Source organism: Streptomyces xinghaiensis S187 (assembly GCF_000220705.2).
Lineage (GTDB): Bacteria > Actinomycetota > Actinomycetes > Streptomycetales > Streptomycetaceae > Streptomyces > Streptomyces xinghaiensis.
Genome location: NZ_CP023202.1, coordinates 4,864,668 through 4,880,306, shown reverse-complemented (window position 1 = coordinate 4,880,306; position 15,639 = coordinate 4,864,668). Strand labels below are relative to the sequence as shown.

The window sequence follows — 15,639 nt, the reverse complement described above, 5'->3', positions numbered from 1 at the left end:
CGCGTCGGCACGGACCACCACGACGGAACGCCCGTTCGGTCCAGGCCCAGCCCCGTCCGTAACCCCGGCGGCCGATTCACGAGGGCGGCGCACTGCGGTACCCGCACCGGACGTGCATGATGGGGGGACTTCTTCGAAACGGTACTGTCATCCGGTGGGCTGATGAGAGCATCCCTGAGTGACCACGGCGAATCTCCGTTCTGAGATGTCCGTACGGGGGTTCGGCCGGTAGACGGCCTGGACAGGCCGAGGGATTCTTCATCCGAGCGGTCCGGGGTGTCGATTTCGTCGTTGTCCACGAAGCTGTGGGGCCGCCATGAGCTGGTTTCAGCCGCCGTTCCTCCTGAACTGGGTCTTACCCGCGGGCCTGAGCGGGCTCGTGGCCTGGATCTGCCTCGTCCGGCAGTACCACGGCAAAGGCCGTCTGCTGGGCACCTGGCGGTCCGGGCTGCTGTCGGCCGCCGTGGTCACGTCCATGGCGGCGATCGCCCTGCTGGTGATCTCCCTGCTGCCCCTGCTCGCGGAGGTGCCCGCCGCCGCGATCGGCATCGCCACGGGGGCCGGGGTGGTGCGCCGCGGGCGCGTCCAGCAGGACACCTCCGGCCCTTTCCTCGCCTTTCTCACCCTGGGCACCTCACACCTCCTCGACCGGCTCGAAGCCCGGATGGAGACGGACTGCGCCGACTGGTGCGACGATCTGCTGGCCGGCATCAAGGATCTGTACCAGCTGCAGATCTTCGTCCACGCGGTACGGCTGCACCTGCTGGCGCGCCGTCCCGACCGCACGGCCCGCAAGGCCGCGGACGACCGGTACGCCGAGGCCGACGCGGCGCTCACCCGGGCCATCGACACGGAGTCCCGCATCGGCGAGGCCTGCCGGATGCCCGGCTTCGGCAGCCTTCCCGAGCCGCGCCGCAACCGTACCGAGGAGGAGCGGGTGGCGAGCCTGCGGGCCTGGGGCGAGGCCCGGCACAGCTGCGCGCTGCTGCTGCGGGTCGTGTACCTGCTCGGCCGGCGGTCCGACCGGCGGAGACTGCTCGGGCTGCGGGAAGAGGCGGCGCCGTCCGGCGGCTACCGGGAGACGCCGCTGCCGGCCCAACGGCGCCCGCACCGCCGCTGGTTCGGATGGAACCGGGACGGCAGAGGACGGCGCGGGGCGGCCTCAGAACCGCGACGGGACGACGCCACCGCGCAGGCTTGACGAACCGTCGCCGTCCGCCCGCAGCGAGGGCGCACCGCCCTGCCCGGCCGGGGGCGGTTCCGTGAACCGGATCTCCACACAGGCGCCCATCGCGGCAGCGGCGCTCGCCAGCGACCGTACGGTCAGATTGGCGTCACCGGACAAGATCTGGCTCACCCTGCCCGCGCTGATTCCCATGAGCTTCGCCAGATCCGAACGGGAGAGCCCCCGGGCGGCCAGTTCACCGGCAAGGGCCGTCGCCGCCTGTCGTGCGAGCCGGGCCGCCGCCGCATCGGTCTCGCTTTCGCCGCGCGCCGTGAACGGCATCGTGTCAACCCCCCAGATGTGCATGGCTCTTGGACACTGTCCTCATCTCAGGATGCCACCTTTAGCTGTACCTAAAAACCGGGTTGGCAGCTTCTGTTACACGGGCCTCCCGCTCCGGACGGCCGAGTGGAGCCTCTGTCACGGCGGCTGAAGTGGGAGAACGGCCCGGCCCGGAACGGCGGTCCTCCGCGGGGGAATTCACTCCGGCGGGCGGGTGCCGACTCGTACGACCGGGTGCCGCGGCCGGATCCGAGTGCGGCAGGGGGCCGGCTGGGGGACGGGGAAATGGCCGCGGCCGGGGGCGGTGGCCGGGGCCGGGGCCGTCAGCCCTGACAGGGCAACCCGGGCCCGTGCCGGGCGGGCGGTGGCGGCCCGCGTCACAGGTACCGCCGGCGCTCCGCCGCCCGGCGCTCGTACTCCCGGCGGGCCCCGACGGCGGCCGGGCGGGTGGCGGTCGCGGCCACCGGTACGTCCCACCAGGCCTGCGCGCCCGGCACCCCGTCCTCCGCCTCCGCGTCCGCTCCGGTCCCCGGCCCCGTTCCCGAATCCGCCTCCACCGCCGCCGCGAGCTCCACATGGACGCAGACCGGCCGGTCGCACGCCCGCGCCGCCGCCAGGGCCTCCCGCAGCTCCCCCACCGTCCCGGCGCGCAGCACCTCCATGCCGAGGCTGGCGGCGTTGGCGGCGAGATCGACGGGGAGCGGGTCGCCGGTGTAGCCGCCGTCGGCGGCCCGGAAGCGGTAGGCCGTGCCGAAGCGTTCGGCGCCGGTGGCCTCGGAGAGCCCGCCGATGGAGGCGTAGCCGTGGTTCTGGAGCAGCACCAGCTTGATCGGGACGCCCTCCTGGACGGCGGTGACGATCTCCGTCGGCATCATCAGATACGTGCCGTCGCCGACCAGCGCCCAGACGGGCCGGCCGGGCGCGGCCAGGGCGACGCCGATGGCGGCCGGGATCTCGTAGCCCATGCAGGAGTAGCCGTACTCGACGTGGTACTGGCGCGGGGAGCGGGCGCGCCACAGCTTGTGCAGATCGCCGGGGAGGGAGCCGGCCGCGTTGATGAGGACGTCCTCGTCCCCGGCGAGGGCGTCGAGCGCGCCGAGGACCCGGGCCTGCGTGGGGCGGGCGGCGGGATCGCCGTCCCCCGCGAAGGCACGGTCGACGCGCTCCTCCCAGCGCGCCTTGGCGCGGCCGTACTCCTCCTCGTACGCGTGCTCGACTCGGTGGCCGGTGAGGGCGGCCGTCAGCGCGTCGAGCCCCGCGCGGGCGTCGGCCACCAGGGGCAGGCCGCTCATCTTGTGGCCGTCGAACGCGGTGATGTTGAGGTTGACGAAGCGGACGCCGGGGGCGGCGAAGAGGGTGCCGGAGGCGGTGGTGAAGTCGCTCCAGCGGGTGCCGACGCCCAGCACGGCGTCCGCCGTCCGGCCGAGGTCGTCGGCGGTGGCGGTGCCGGTGTGCCCGATGCCGCCGACGTCGGCCGGGTGGTCGTATCGGAGCGAGCCCTTGCCGGCCTGGGTGGAGGCGACGGGGATGCCGGTGGCGTCCGCGAGGGCCGCGAGCGCCTGCTCGGCCTCGCTGTGGTGGACGCCGCCGCCCGCGACGATCAGCGGACGGCGGGCGGCGCGCAGGACGGCGGCGGCCTCGGCCAGGGCGTCGGCGTCGGGCGCGGGGCGGCGGACCCGCCACACCCGCTCGGCGAAGAACTCCTCCGGCCAGTCGTACGCCTCGGCCTGCACGTCCTGCGGGAGGGCGAGGGTGACGGCGCCGGTCTCGGCCGGGTCGGCCAGCACGCGCATGGCCTGGAGCGCGGCGGGGATCAGCGCCTCGGGCCGCGTCACCCGGTCGAAGTACCGGGACACCGGCCGCAGGCAGTCGTTGACGGACACGTCGCCGGCGGACGCCACTTCGAGCTGCTGGAGCACCGGATCGGCGGGGCGGGTGGCGAACGTGTCGCCGGGGAGCAGCAGGACGGGCAGCCGGTTGACGGTGGCGAGGGCGGCGCCGGTGACGAGGTTGGTGGCGCCGGGGCCGATGGAGGTGGTGACGGCCTGCGCGGAGAGCCGGGCGGTCTGGCGGGCGTGGGCCACGGCGGCGTGCACCATGGCCTGCTCGTTGCGGCCCTGGAGGTACGGCATGTGGCCGGCGCCGGTCTCCAGCAGCGCCTGGCCGAGGCCGGCCACGTTGCCGTGGCCGAAGATGCCCCAGCAGGCGCGGATGAGGCGGTGCCGCTCGCCGTCCCGTTCGCTGAACTGGCGTGCGAGGAAGGCGATCAGGGCCTGGGCGACGGTGAGACGGCGGGTCGGGCCGGTGCCGGTGCTGGTGCCGGTGCTCATGGGCGGTCCCCTTCGGGAGGCTCTTCGGGTGGCGGGGCGGGGGACGGGGCGGCGGGGGCGCCCGGGGGGCCGGTGCCGGTGGCGCTCGCGGCCGGGCCCGCGGGCGCCCGGTAGAGCGGCAGCCGGGGGTCCACGGGCTGTTCCGGCCAGGTGGTGCGGATCCAGGCGTGGTCCGGGTGGTCGCTGATCAGCCAGGCCCGCTCGTCGTCCGGCCCGGCCATCACGTTGAGGTAGTACATGTCGTGACCCGGGGCGGCGACGGACGGACCGTGCCAGCCGTCCGGGATGAGCACGGTGTCGCCGCCGCGGACCTCCGCGAGGAGGTCGCTGTCGCGTCCGGGCCCCGACCGGCTGATCCGCTGGTAGCCGAGGCCGGGAGTGCCGCCGGGCGCGGCGGCGATCTCGTAGTAGTAGATCTCCTCCAGCTCCGACTCCCGGCCGGGCAGGTGTTCGTCGTGCTTGTGCGGCGGATACGAGGACCAGTTGCCGCCGGGGGTGAGCACCTCCACGGCGATCAGCCGGTCGGCCTCGAAGGCGCCGGCGGCGGCGAAGTTGTTGACCTGGCGCGAGCAGTTTCCGCTGCCCCGCAGCTCGACGCCGACGCCGGAGGCCGGTCCGTAGCGGGCGGGCAGGCGGCGTCCGCAGCGGGCGCCGGGCAGCGCGAACCGGCCGCCGGTGGGCGTGGTGACGCGCGCCCAGGACTCACGGGGCACATAGGCGAAGTCGGTGACACCGCCGAACACGCTGTCCCGGCCGTGCAGTTCGAACGTCTCATCGAAGCTCTCGCCGTCGGGGGTGACGGTGAGGATCTCGACGGTGCAGCCGCCGCTGAGCGGCAGCACGATCCACTCGCTGCCGCCCGCGTCGAAACCGTGGGAGCCGCCGGGCGGCAGATCGAGCACGCGCAGGCCGGCGAAGCGCCAGCCGGCCCGCTCCGGTTCGACGGCGGTCGCGTACGGGCCGGTGGCCGTGGTCCCGGCCGGGAGGTGGAGGCCGGAGCGGCCGGAGCGGTAGAGGGGTACGGAACGGCCGGGGTGATCGGGGTGATCGGACGTCATGATGGCGAGTCTCCCCACGGAAACGGTCGGATCGGAGGCGGACGGCGGACGGCGGACGGCGGACGGACCACTGCCGCACGGGCCGGGGGTGCCGGGGGCCTGAGGGTGCCGGGAGTACCTGGAACACCACGAGCACCAGGAGCGCCGGGGCCGGTCCTCCCCGTCCCGGAACCGCCCGGCACGCCCCGTGCCATGGCCGCAGGGCGCACCGCCCGCAGCGGGAGGCGGCCCGGCCACGGGGAGGCCCACGGCACCTGGGACCGTCCGGGGCACCCTGAGCACCCGGGGCGGGCGGGGCCGCCCCGGCCGCGGGCCGGTGCGCGGGGCGGACCGCAGGCCCGTGCGCGGGTCCGTGCGCGGGTCCGTGCGCGGGTCCGTGCGCGGGTCCGTCATGGGCCGGTGAGGGCCGCTTCGACCTCGGCGGCCGTCGGCATCGCCGGGGAGCAGGCCAGCCGGGAGGCGACAATCGCACCGGCCGCGTTGGCGTGGCGGATGGTGCGCTCCAGGTCCCAGCCGGCGAGCAGGCCGTGGCAGAGCGAGCCGCCGAACGCGTCGCCCGCGCCGAGGCCGTTGACCACCTCCACGGGCACCGGGGGCACCTCGGCCGTGGTGCCGTCGCGGTGCATCGCGAGCACACCGCGCGGCCCCTGTTTGACGACGGCGAGTTCCACTCCCGCGTCGAGCAGCGCGCGGGCGCAGTCCTTCGGTTCCCGCAGCCCGGTGGCGATCTCGCACTCGACGAGATTGCCGACGGCGACGGTGGCGTGCTCCAGCGCCCGCGCGTAGTGGGGGCGCGCGGCGGCCGCGCGGGCCGCCCGCGCGGCCGGGCTCTCCGCACCGGGGTCCGCGCCTGGTGCGGGCCAGAACATCGGGCGCCAGTCGAGGTCGAAGACGGTGACCGCACCGGCGGCCGGGCCGGGGGCGTCCGCACACGCGTCCGGGTCCGGATCCGGGTCCCGGTCCGCCTCCGGCGCCGCTTCCGGGCCCGTCGAGCGGGCGGCCGGGGTCACGGGGTGCGGGGCCGGACCGGCGGACTGTCCGGCCGGGTCCGGGCGGGGCACCGCCCCGGACCGGGCCGCCAGGGCCGCCAGTGTCGCCGAGCGGCTCGGCTCCTCGCACAGCCCAGTGCCGGTCATCCAGAACACCCGTGCGGCCCGGATCGCGTCGAGGTCCAGTTCCGCGGCCGTGATCTCCAGATCCGGGGCCTTCGGCTGCCGGTAGAAATAGAGCGGGAAGTGGTCCGGCGGGAAGATCTCGCAGAAGGTCACCGGGGTCGGCAGCCGGGGCACGGCCGCCACCCACCGGTCGTCCACCCCGAAGCCCCGCAGCGCGCGGTGGACGTACTCCCCGAACGGGTCGGCACCCGTACGGCTGATGACGGCGGCCCGCCGACCCAGCCGGGCGGCCGCGACGGCGACGTTGGTGGGCGAGCCGCCGAGGAACTTCCCGAAGGTCTCCACCTCCGCCAGGCCCACCCCGGTCTGCAGGGGGTAGAGGTCCACCCCGGTGCGCCCCATGGTGATCAGCTCATACGGGGCGCCGCCCGGGCCGGGCGCTGTGCCGCCGGCCTCCGGCTGGGTACGTTCCGGCATGGTGATCCCCTCCGCTCGGCGCGGGTCCGTCGCGGCCGCGCCCCGGGCCCGGTCCCGGCCGCGAACCACCCCTTCTTTGTCCTGACATACTGGCTTGCCCGGCAGGGAATTGACCATACGTCCGTATGTCCGGACCTCGCATTGACACCCCCCGCGCCGGGCAGGAAGCTACCGGGCATCCCTGCCCTTCCCCTGTCCCGCCGACACGGGAGACACCGCCTTCTCCGGTCACCGGTGACCGATGAGAGGAGAGCCCGCCAGATGACCGCAGGACCTCCCGCATCCGCCGCACCCTCCCCCTCCTCCCCCGCGTCCCTTGACCGGCTCCGGATCGGCTCCGCCCCCGACTCCTGGGGCGTGTGGTTCCCCGAGGACGACCGGCAGGTGCCGTGGCCCCGCTTCCTCGACGAGGTGGCGGACGCCGGCTACTCCTGGATCGAACTCGGCCCCTACGGCTATCTGCCCACCGACCCCGCCCGGTTGCGGGACGAGACCGGGCGCCGCGGCCTGCGGGTCTCCGCCGGCACCGTCTTCACCTCGCTGCACCGCGGTCCGGCCGTCTGGGACGCCACCTGGGAGCATGTCTCCCGGGTCGCCGAACTGACCCGGGCCATGGGCGCCGGGTACCTGGTGGTCATCCCGTCCTTCTGGCGGGACGACAAGACCGCCGAGATCATCGAGGACCGGGAGCTGAACGCCGTTCAGTGGCGGGACCTCACCACCGGCATGGAACGCCTGGGGCGCGAGGTCCGCGACCGCTACGGCCTGGAGATCGTCGTCCACCCGCACGCCGACACCCACATCGACGGGGAGGAGAACGTCGCCCGCTTCCTCGACGCCACCGACCCCGGTCTGGTCCGGCTCTGCCTGGACACCGGCCACTACGCCTACTGCGGCGGCGACAGCGTCAAGCTCATCAAGACCTACGGGGAGCGGATCGGCTACCTCCACCTCAAGCAGGTCGACCCGGAGATCCTCGCCCATGTGGTCGCGGAGGGCGTGCCGTTCGGGCCCGCGGTGGCCCAGGGCGTGATGTGCGAGCCGCCCGGCGGCGTACCGGCACTCGAACCGGTGCTCAACGCCGCGCAGGGACTCGGCATCGACCTCTTCGCCATCGTCGAGCAGGACATGTACCCCTGCGATCCGGACCGGCCGTTCCCGATCGCGGAACGGACCCGCGGATTCCTGCGGAGCTGCGGGGCGCCGTAGCCCCGTGGCCCCGGTACCGCATCGGAGAACCCGAACGGCCGGCCCGCGCCGGCCGGACCGCACCCGCCGAACCATCCGGCCGGACCGCGCCGACCCGACCCGCCCCCGGCCCGACCTGCGGAGGAGATCCATGACCGACCAGGGGACACTCGGCGTCGCCGTCATCGGCGCGGGACGCATGGGGGCCGACCACATCCGGCGGCTGGACCGGACCATCAGCGGCGCCCGGGTCGCCGCCGTCGCCGATGTCGACGCCGAGCGCGCCAAGCGGCTCGCCGACGGGATCGACGGCTGCGCCGCCCACACCGATCCGGCCGCCGCACTGACCTCCGAGGGCGTCGACGCGGTGCTGATCGCTTCCCCGGGGCCGGTTCACGAGGAGCAGCTGCTGCTGGCGCTGGAGCACGGTCTGCCGGTGCTCTGCGAGAAGCCGCTCACCCCGGACGCCTCCTCCGCGCTGCGGGTCCTGCGGGCCGAGAGCGCCCTCGGCCGGCGGCGGGTGCAGGTCGGCTTCATGCGCCGCTACGACACCGAGTACGCCCGGCTCAAGGCACTGCTCGACGCGGGCGGACTCGGACGGCCGCGGATGCTGCACTGCCGGCACCGCAATGTCGCCAGCCCGCCCGGCTTCACCGAGCAGATGATGATCAGCGACTCGGTGGCGCACGAGATCGACGCGACCCGCTGGCTGCTGGGTCAGGAGATCACGGCGGTGACCGTGCTGCGCCCCGGTTCGGGCGGGGTGCGTGAGCCGCAGCTGGTGCTGTTCGAGACGGACGGCGGGGTGGTGGTCGATGTGGAGATCTTCGTCAACTGCGGCTTCGGCTACCAGGTGCAGTGCGAGGCCGTGTGCGAGGCGGGCAGCGCCCGGATCGGCGACGGGCACGCCATGGTGACCCAGACGGCGGGACGCTGGGGCGGGGAGATCGCCCAGGACTATGTGGTGCGGTTCGAGGACGCCTACGACCGCGAGGTGCAGCAGTGGGTGGACGCGACCCGCCGGGGCGAGGTCACCGGACCGAGCGTCTGGGACGGCTACGCGGTCGCCGCCGTGTGCGAGGCCGGGGTGCGGGCCCAGTCCGGAGGGGGACGGGTGCCCGTCACCCTCACCGGACCGCTGGCCCTCTACCGCTGAGCCCCCGAGTCCGCCCGCTCCGGCCCGGCCCCACCGGCGCTGTCCTCCCTCACACCGACGTCGTCCCCTTCGGCGCCACCGGCCTGCTTCTCCCGTCCGGCCTCGCCGCTCCCACCGGGCCGCGCGGCCCCGTCCGCCGTCTCGTCAGCCCTTCCCGCCGCCTCCCCGTTCCGCTGCTCCGGGAGAGCCGCGCCCTCCCCCTCGCTCAGTCCGAAGCGGGCGTGGAGCCGGCGCAGCGGGCGCGGAGCCCACCAGGTGGCCTTGCCGGTGAGCCGCATGACCGCCGGGACCAGCAGCGTGCGCACCACCATGGCGTCCATCAGCACGGCCAGGGCGAGACCGAGGCCGAGCATCTTGGTGTTGGTGACCCGGGAGGCTCCGATGGCGATCATCACCACGGCGAGGATCAGCGCGGCCGCCGTGATGAGCCCGCCCGTGCGGCTGAGGCCGAAGACCACCGCGCCCTGATGGTCGCCGCTGCGGTCGTACTCCTCCTTGATCCGGGAGAGCAGGAAGACTCCGTAGTCCATGGAGAGGCCGAAGGCGACGCAGAACATCAGCACGGGGAGCGTGGTCTCCATGTCACCCGTCGCGGTGAAGTCCAGCAGCCCGGAGAGATGACCGTCCTGGAAGACCCACACCAGGGCACCGAACATCGCGGTGAGGCTGAGGGCGTTGAGGACCACGGCCTGCAGCGGTATCAGCACACTGCCGGTGAGGAGGAAGACCAGCAGCAGTGTGGTGACCACGATGACCGCGAGCGCCCACGGCAGCCGGTCGGCTATGGCGTCCTTGGTGTCGACGAGGACGGCGGCGGTGCCGGTGACGGAGGCGTCGAACGGGGCCTCCGCGTTCTCGGCGCGGACCTCGCGCACCAGCTCCTGGCTGGCGGCGTCCACGGCCTCGCCGCGCGGCAGCACGCTGATCTGTGCCGCGTCCCCGGCGGTGCGGGCGGCCTCCGCGGGGCCCGGCTCGCTGACCCGCTCCCCGGAGACGTACTGCCCGGTGGGCCCGTCCACCCGCAGCACATCGGGCAGCCGGGATATCCGCGCGCTGTACCCGTCCAGCTCCCGGGCCGACGGGCCGCCCTCGGCCAGCACCTCCACCGCACCGCCGGGCGAGCCCGGGAAGCCCTCCCGCAGTTGGTCCTGGACGACGCGGGACTCGGCGGTGACGGGCAGCTGCCGGTCGTCGACGGTGCCGAACGTCGCCCCGGCGAAGGGGGCTCCGAGGAGCAGCAGGACGGCGGTGGTGCCGATCGCGAAGAAGGGTGCCCGGCGCATCACCAGCCGGCCGGTACGGGCCCAGCCCTCGCCGGTGTCCGGTCCGGCGGGGCGGTCCCGGCGCAGCAGCCTGCGCAGGTCCAGGGCGTTCACCCGGGGGCCGAGCAGCACCAGCGCGGCGGGCAGTACGGACAGCGCCGCCAGCGCGGCCAGCAGCACCACGGCGATGCCGGCGTAGGCGAAGGAGCGCAGGAAGTACTGCGGGAAGACCAGCATCGCGGCCAGCGAGACGGCGACGGTGAGCGCGGAGAAGAGGACCGTCCGCCCGGCGGTGCGCAAGGTCGTGCCCATGGCGGGCAGCGGTTCGGCCCCGCCGGCCAGCTCCTCGCGGAACCGCCGGACGATGAAGAGGGCGTAGTCGATGGCGAGTCCGAGGCCCAGCGCCGTGGTGAGGTTCTGCGCGAAGACGGAGACATCGGTGAACTCGGTGAGGCCGCGCAGTACCGCGTTGGTGCCCAGGATGGCGACGACGCCGATGAGCAGCGGGAGCAGGGCGGCGACGGCGCTGCCGAAGACGATGATCAGCAGCACGAGGGTGATGGGCAGGGCGATCAGCTCGGCCCGGAGCAGATCCTCCTGGACGGTGGTCTGCAGCTCGTGCTGGACGGCGGCCCGGCCGCCGATCGACACCTCGACGGGGCCGTGCTCCCCCCGGAGTGCGGGGGCGATGCGCTCCAGCGTGTCGTTCACGGCCTTCTCGTCGCCCTCGATCCGGGCGGTGATCAGGGCCTGCCGGCCGTCCTCGGCGCGCAGCGCGGGTGAGCGGGTGGTCCAGTAGGAGGTGACGCCGGTGACGGACGGCTCCCCCTCCAGCCGCTCCGCGAGCTCCCGGCCCTCCGCGACGACGGCCGGGGCGTCCACGGAGGCACCGCCGCCGTCGACGAGAAGGAGCAGATTGGGCCCGGAGGCGGGGAAGCGGCGGTCGAGTTCCTCGGTGGCGAAGGTGGACTCGGCGTCCGGCGCCTCGAAGCCGCCGCTGCCCATCCGGTCCGCGACGCCGCTTCCCGCGAACACGGCCAGGGCCGTGACGACGAGCGCGAGCAGCAGGGACAGTCTCGGCCGGGCCGTGACGATCCGGGTCCAGCCGCGGGCGCGGCGGTTGACAGCAGACATGGCGCAGGTGTCCCCTTCCCCCGATTGCCAATAGACTTGGCAAACACGAGCGACCGCTCGCGTTCCCTAGAATGCGAGTAACCGCTCGCATTTGTCAACCGCCGCCAGGCGGGCGGAGAGTCCGGGGAAGAGGCGCGTGTCCGAGAAGCAGCCGACGACACCGGGGAAGCGGCCGGGGACGGCCGGCGGAGAGACGACCGCCGGCGAGGCATCCTCCGAAAAGCAGCGGAGCAGCAGCGGCCCGTCCGGGCCCGGCGCGGAGCGGCCGCCGGCCGCCGCCCGGCCGCACCGCCGCCGCCAGGCCCGCGGGGAGCGCCGCATCGAGCAGCTCCTGGAAGCGGCCGCCCGGGTCTTCGGCGACTCGGGCTACGACGGGGCCAGCACCAACGCCATCGCCCGGGAGGCGGGCGTCTCCCCGGGCACCCTCTACCAGTTCTTCCCCAACAAGGAGGCCATCGCCGTCGAGCTCGGCGGGCGCCTGCTGGACCGGATGCGCGAAACCCACGGCCAGGTCTTCACCCCGGAGAACGCCATGCTGCCGCTGGCGGAGGCCCTGGACCGGATCGTCGACCCGCTGACCGGCTTCATCTGCCACAACCCCGCCTCGCTCGCCCTCATGCACGCCCCCGGGGCGCCCGCGGCCCTCGCCGACGAGCACGCGGCGCTCGACAGCGTCTTCCGGGCCCGCACGGCCGAGCTGATCGCCCTGCGCGCCCCCGGCCTGCCCCCGGAGCAGTGCGCACGCGTGGCCATGCTGGCCTACACCTTCTTCACCTCGGGGATGGAGCTGGCCATGAGCCACGAGGGCGCGGAGCGCGAGGCGTATGTCACCGAACTGAAGGCGGCGCTCCACCGCTACCTCGCCCCGCTCGTCGGCACGGAGGCGCCCGCCACTCGCTGAGCCCCGGCCTCCCGAGGGGCGCCTCCGGCGCACCGGAGCCGGATCCCCGCGCCGTCATTTCCCGTCAACTGCGGTCGCCGGTCTGACGGTGCTGTCGGCCGTGTTGTCGCAGGTGGGGGCCGTTTCGTACATCGGGCCACGGGGGTCTCGGTGTGCCCAGGGCCCTCGACCGACCGGACTCCAGGGGCGTATCGAGAGGTCACCGGGCCGGGGCCGCTGCTCTGCATGCACGGCGCCCGCCGACGGCTGCCGTGGCCGGTTCTCCCTGCCCGGGCGGGGATCTTGCTGATGAGGCATCAGATCTTGTCAGTGCCCGTTGCTACCCCTTTTCTCAGGGGCCGGGTCGCATGGGGCGGCCCGGCGGGGAGAGGGGAAGCAGAAGATGGAGAAGGTGCCTCCGGGCCACCACCGTGTCCGCAGTTACGTACGGCGCAATCCGCGGCCTCGGGCCAAGGGGATGAGCGGCTGGACCATCGCCGGGATATTCGGCCTGATCGTCCTGTGGGGACAGGTCTTCGGCTTCGGTGAGGAGGAGATTCCCCAGCCGACCGCGCCGAAGCCTTCGGTCTCCGCGCCGGCGGTCCCCTGATGCCCGGGCGCCGCCCCGGCCTCCGACCACGTCGCGGGCCGCAGCAGAAGTTGTTGAGGTGGCCGGGGCTGCGGAAGCCGCGGGGCACCGGGGAGTACGCCGCGGCCGGGGTGGCAGCCCTGGCCGCGGCAGCCGTCCTCACCGACGTGGCAATCGCCGTGTGGGACACGATGCTTGACCACTGGCCCGTCGTCGCCGCCCTCGCCGCATGCGCCTGCGCTTACGGGACCTGGCGCCTGTCGCGCTCCCTGCGGGCACGGCGGGAGCGGTCGGAGCGGCTCGCGGCCCTGCGGCTCACGCTCACGCAGATCGACGCCCTGGACGACCGGCAGTTCGAGCACGCCCTGCGGGACCTGCTCATCCGGGACGGCTGGCAGGCGCGGCAGGTCGGCCAACAGGGCGACCAGGCCGCCGACGTCATCGGCCAGGACCGGCAGCGCGGCCGGATCGTCCTGCAGGCCAAGCACACCACAGTCGGCGGCAAGGTGGGTGTGCAGGTGATGTACCAGGTCAAGGGAACGGCCGGTCCCGTGCACCGCGCGGACCACGCCGTCGTCGTGACCAACGGTTCCCTCACCCGTGACGCCATGGCCTGGGGCGACCGGCACCGCATCCACTGGATCGACCGCGACCGGCTGCGCCGATGGGCCGAACACGGCCTCCCACTGCATGAGTTGCTGCGCCTGCCCAGTCGAACGCCGAGGCGCGGCAGGTCCGGCGAGTCGGCGGGGCGGCCTGGGCGTGCGCGGCCGGCCCTCTGACCGCGCCGTCCGAAGGTCAAGTCGCCTACGAGGATGGACTTACCTGCCGGTGTTGGAGCTCTGCCGACGGGCCGGGACCCGTCCGTCCTGATCACCAGCAAAATGGTCCCGCGCGCCAGCGGAGGGCGTGACCCTCATGGCTCCTGGGCGGCGGAGATGGACCTTGCCCCCGCAAGCGCGGGACGCACGGTCCGCCCTGCTGAGGCCGCCGCACACAGCGAAGACAGGCGCCCCACCGGACGTACGGGAAGCGCCGTGACCACGCTCGGCGGGCCTCTTCGACGCAACCCATGCCCGTCCGGGGGCGACATCCGGCACACGGCAGGCGGCTTCCACGTGATCTCATCCCACCAGGTCACGGTCACGCAGCCACCGCTGCCAGACCGGCCCCCTGCATGACGTGCGATCGGCTACGCTCTCGCCCGGCCATCGCGCCGGAGATCTTCCGTCGTCAAGGGCCAGAAACGGGGGAAGCCCATGGCAGCCGGTGGGGGGAAAGGCGTGAGAATGGGCGGGTCATCGCTGCTGGCGGACTTCAAGCAGCTGGGAGCATTATCCTCCGCGCACAGACGGGGCTACCAGCTGGAAGTGCTGCTGGAGCAGTTGTTCAGGCGGGCACACTTCCGGGTGGACCGCAACGCATCCGCCGCGAAACCGCGGCAGACAGACCTGGTGGCCCGCTATGGGGAGACCTGGTACCTGATCGAGGCCAAGTGGCACAACAGGCCAGTCGGCACCGAAGTCTTCGACGCGGTCCGGTCACGGATGGACCGGACCGCCTCGTCTGCTGTCATCGGCGTCATCATCAGCGTGAACGGCTTCATCGACTCGGCCGTGGACGAGCTACGGGTGCGCCGGGACCGGGGGACGATCCTGCTGCTCGGCGAAGAGGAGCTGACGCAGGTTCTGAGCACGCCGAGGTCGCTGGTCAACCTCCTGCAGGTGAAGCGGGAGGAACTGATCACCCACGGCCGCGTGCACCTGGCCGCTGTCCCGAAACCCCGGCGCCGGCGCCGACCGGCCACGGACCTGCCGGGTTCTGGGGTGCGGCTGCTCGACCGTGACCTGCAGCCGCTGCCGTACGTCACGTCCGGCGGCGGGTTCGGGGAATTCGTCTTCACCGAGGAACTGCCCGACGTGGACTGGGCGTTCGGCAACGGCAGTGGCGTTTCTCTCGACGTTCCGGTCAGGCCGTCCAACGAGGACGGCATCGTGGAGCTGCTGTACGGACTGGACTCGATGGGGTGGACCAGCGCCGAGCCGCGATGGAACATCCAGCAGTCCGGCGCGAACTGGCATGGTGTTGGCGCGCGAGAGTTCACCCAGGCGCTGCGTACTTGGAAGAAGCGCGAGAAGACCCTGGAGGACGCACACGGCACTGAGCAGGTCACCTACTTCGACACCTGCCAGGGCGGAGGCTTCTACACCCTCACCGCGAGCATCGCCATGCATCACCTCCGGCCGGTCTACGACTGCCACCTGTCGTTCCAGCTACCCGGCGTTCCCGTGGACTTCCAGCCGATCCGGCACCTGTTCGAGCAGTTCGACGCGGCGGTGTTCAGCTACTTCCGTCCGCTGAGCAGCGCGAGCATCGTGCGGCATCACCTCATGGACAGGATGACGTTGGAGGCTGTCGGTTACGTCGTCTCGCACAGCGCCCTGGAGCTGGAGGAGGCCGACGGCACGCCTACGGAGTGGGTCACTGGCCTTGTGGTGAGCAACCCGTACTGCGGCAAGGACGGCAGTCCGACCTCGGACGAGTGGCCGGGCCAGGTCGCTGAAAGCGAACTGCTCGTCTGCTCCCTACGGTCGCACCACCCGGTCGATGAGCCGAAGGAGGCGTACCACCTGTATTGGTGGGAGTACGCATACACCTCCGAGGCGCTGGTTCTGCGGCCGGTGGCCGACTGGTAGCCGACGACGAAGGATCACCGGCACACCACCCCCTGCTCCCCGCGCACGCGGGGAAGTCCCGCAGTCTCGACCGCATCAGCCAGCGGCCGAGAGCCACTGGGCGAGGCCCGCGGAAGGTTCTCCTCCGGTCCAGGCGCGCGTGCCGGGTGAGGCTCCGCCGGCTTGGTGGCGGCACCTCACGCAAGATCGAGGCAAGGGCCGGAACCGCGCCCTCTGTTGTTCGGGGTAGCACGGGGCGCTGTCCGCA

The 15,639-nt window shown here is 73.4% G+C and carries 12 protein-coding genes; 7 read left to right on the top strand and 5 right to left on the bottom strand.

All coding sequences use genetic code 11. The features are described from left to right. The first annotated feature begins 316 nt into the window (after positions 1–316). On the top strand, positions 317–1,201 hold the full coding sequence (locus tag SXIN_RS20885) for a hypothetical protein (protein WP_019711356.1): 885 nt from the start codon (positions 317–319) through the stop codon (positions 1,199–1,201). Here the strand turns inward: SXIN_RS20885 and SXIN_RS20880 are convergent. The 4 genes from SXIN_RS20880 to SXIN_RS20865 form a co-directional block, all read right to left on the bottom strand. Next, positions 1,163–1,507 (bottom strand): XRE family transcriptional regulator, encoded by a 345-nt coding sequence (locus SXIN_RS20880; protein WP_039823898.1) that lies wholly within the window; start codon positions 1,505–1,507, stop codon positions 1,163–1,165. The genes SXIN_RS20885 and SXIN_RS20880 overlap by 39 nt on opposite strands. Positions 1,508–1,884: 377 nt before the next feature. Continuing rightward, entirely contained in the window at positions 1,885–3,837 is a 1,953-nt protein-coding gene (gene iolD, locus SXIN_RS20875) for a 3D-(3,5/4)-trihydroxycyclohexane-1,2-dione acylhydrolase (decyclizing) (RefSeq protein WP_095757356.1), read from the bottom strand. Continuing rightward, positions 3,834–4,895 (bottom strand): 5-deoxy-glucuronate isomerase, encoded by a 1,062-nt coding sequence (gene iolB / locus SXIN_RS20870; protein WP_095757355.1) that lies wholly within the window; start codon positions 4,893–4,895, stop codon positions 3,834–3,836. The genes iolD and iolB overlap by 4 nt, the downstream gene beginning before the upstream one ends. A 389-nt stretch (positions 4,896–5,284) precedes the next feature. Further along, a complete protein-coding gene (locus tag SXIN_RS20865) occupies positions 5,285–6,487 on the bottom strand; it encodes a PfkB family carbohydrate kinase (RefSeq protein ID WP_095758121.1) in 1,203 nt (400 codons plus the stop codon). A gap of 261 nt (positions 6,488–6,748) precedes the next feature. On the opposite strand from SXIN_RS20865, the gene SXIN_RS20860 reads away from it, so the two are divergent. Both SXIN_RS20860 and SXIN_RS20855 read left to right on the top strand, forming a co-directional pair. Beyond that, positions 6,749–7,696 carry a sugar phosphate isomerase/epimerase family protein gene (locus SXIN_RS20860; RefSeq protein ID WP_019711359.1) on the top strand — a complete coding sequence of 316 codons (948 nt, stop codon included), beginning with the start codon at positions 6,749–6,751 and terminating at the stop codon, positions 7,694–7,696. A 130-nt stretch (positions 7,697–7,826) separates the two neighbouring features. After that, a complete protein-coding gene (locus SXIN_RS20855; RefSeq protein WP_019711360.1) occupies positions 7,827–8,831 on the top strand; it encodes a Gfo/Idh/MocA family protein in 1,005 nt (334 codons plus the stop codon). Here SXIN_RS20855 and SXIN_RS20850 read toward each other — a convergent pair. Beyond that, a complete protein-coding gene (locus SXIN_RS20850; RefSeq protein ID WP_019711361.1) occupies positions 8,822–11,227 on the bottom strand; it encodes an MMPL family transporter in 2,406 nt (801 codons plus the stop codon). The genes SXIN_RS20855 and SXIN_RS20850 overlap by 10 nt on opposite strands. A gap of 136 nt (positions 11,228–11,363) precedes the next feature. On the opposite strand from SXIN_RS20850, the gene SXIN_RS20845 reads away from it, so the two are divergent. The 4 genes from SXIN_RS20845 to SXIN_RS20830 all read left to right on the top strand — a co-directional run bounded on the left by SXIN_RS20845 (position 11,364) and on the right by SXIN_RS20830 (position 15,392). Further along, positions 11,364–12,128 (top strand): TetR/AcrR family transcriptional regulator, encoded by a 765-nt coding sequence (locus SXIN_RS20845; protein ID WP_095757354.1) that lies wholly within the window; start codon positions 11,364–11,366, stop codon positions 12,126–12,128. A 382-nt stretch (positions 12,129–12,510) separates the two neighbouring features. After that, complete coding sequence (locus SXIN_RS20840; RefSeq protein WP_019711364.1) at positions 12,511–12,717, top strand: hypothetical protein; 207 nt, start codon at positions 12,511–12,513, stop codon at positions 12,715–12,717. Between the two features lie 110 nt (positions 12,718–12,827). Continuing rightward, positions 12,828–13,478, top strand: coding sequence for a restriction endonuclease (locus tag SXIN_RS20835; protein WP_019711365.1), 651 nt, complete (start codon positions 12,828–12,830; stop codon positions 13,476–13,478). 507 nt (positions 13,479–13,985) lie between these two features. Then, entirely contained in the window at positions 13,986–15,392 is a 1,407-nt protein-coding gene (locus SXIN_RS20830) for a restriction endonuclease (RefSeq protein WP_019711366.1), read from the top strand. Positions 15,393–15,639: the final 247 nt, after the last annotated feature.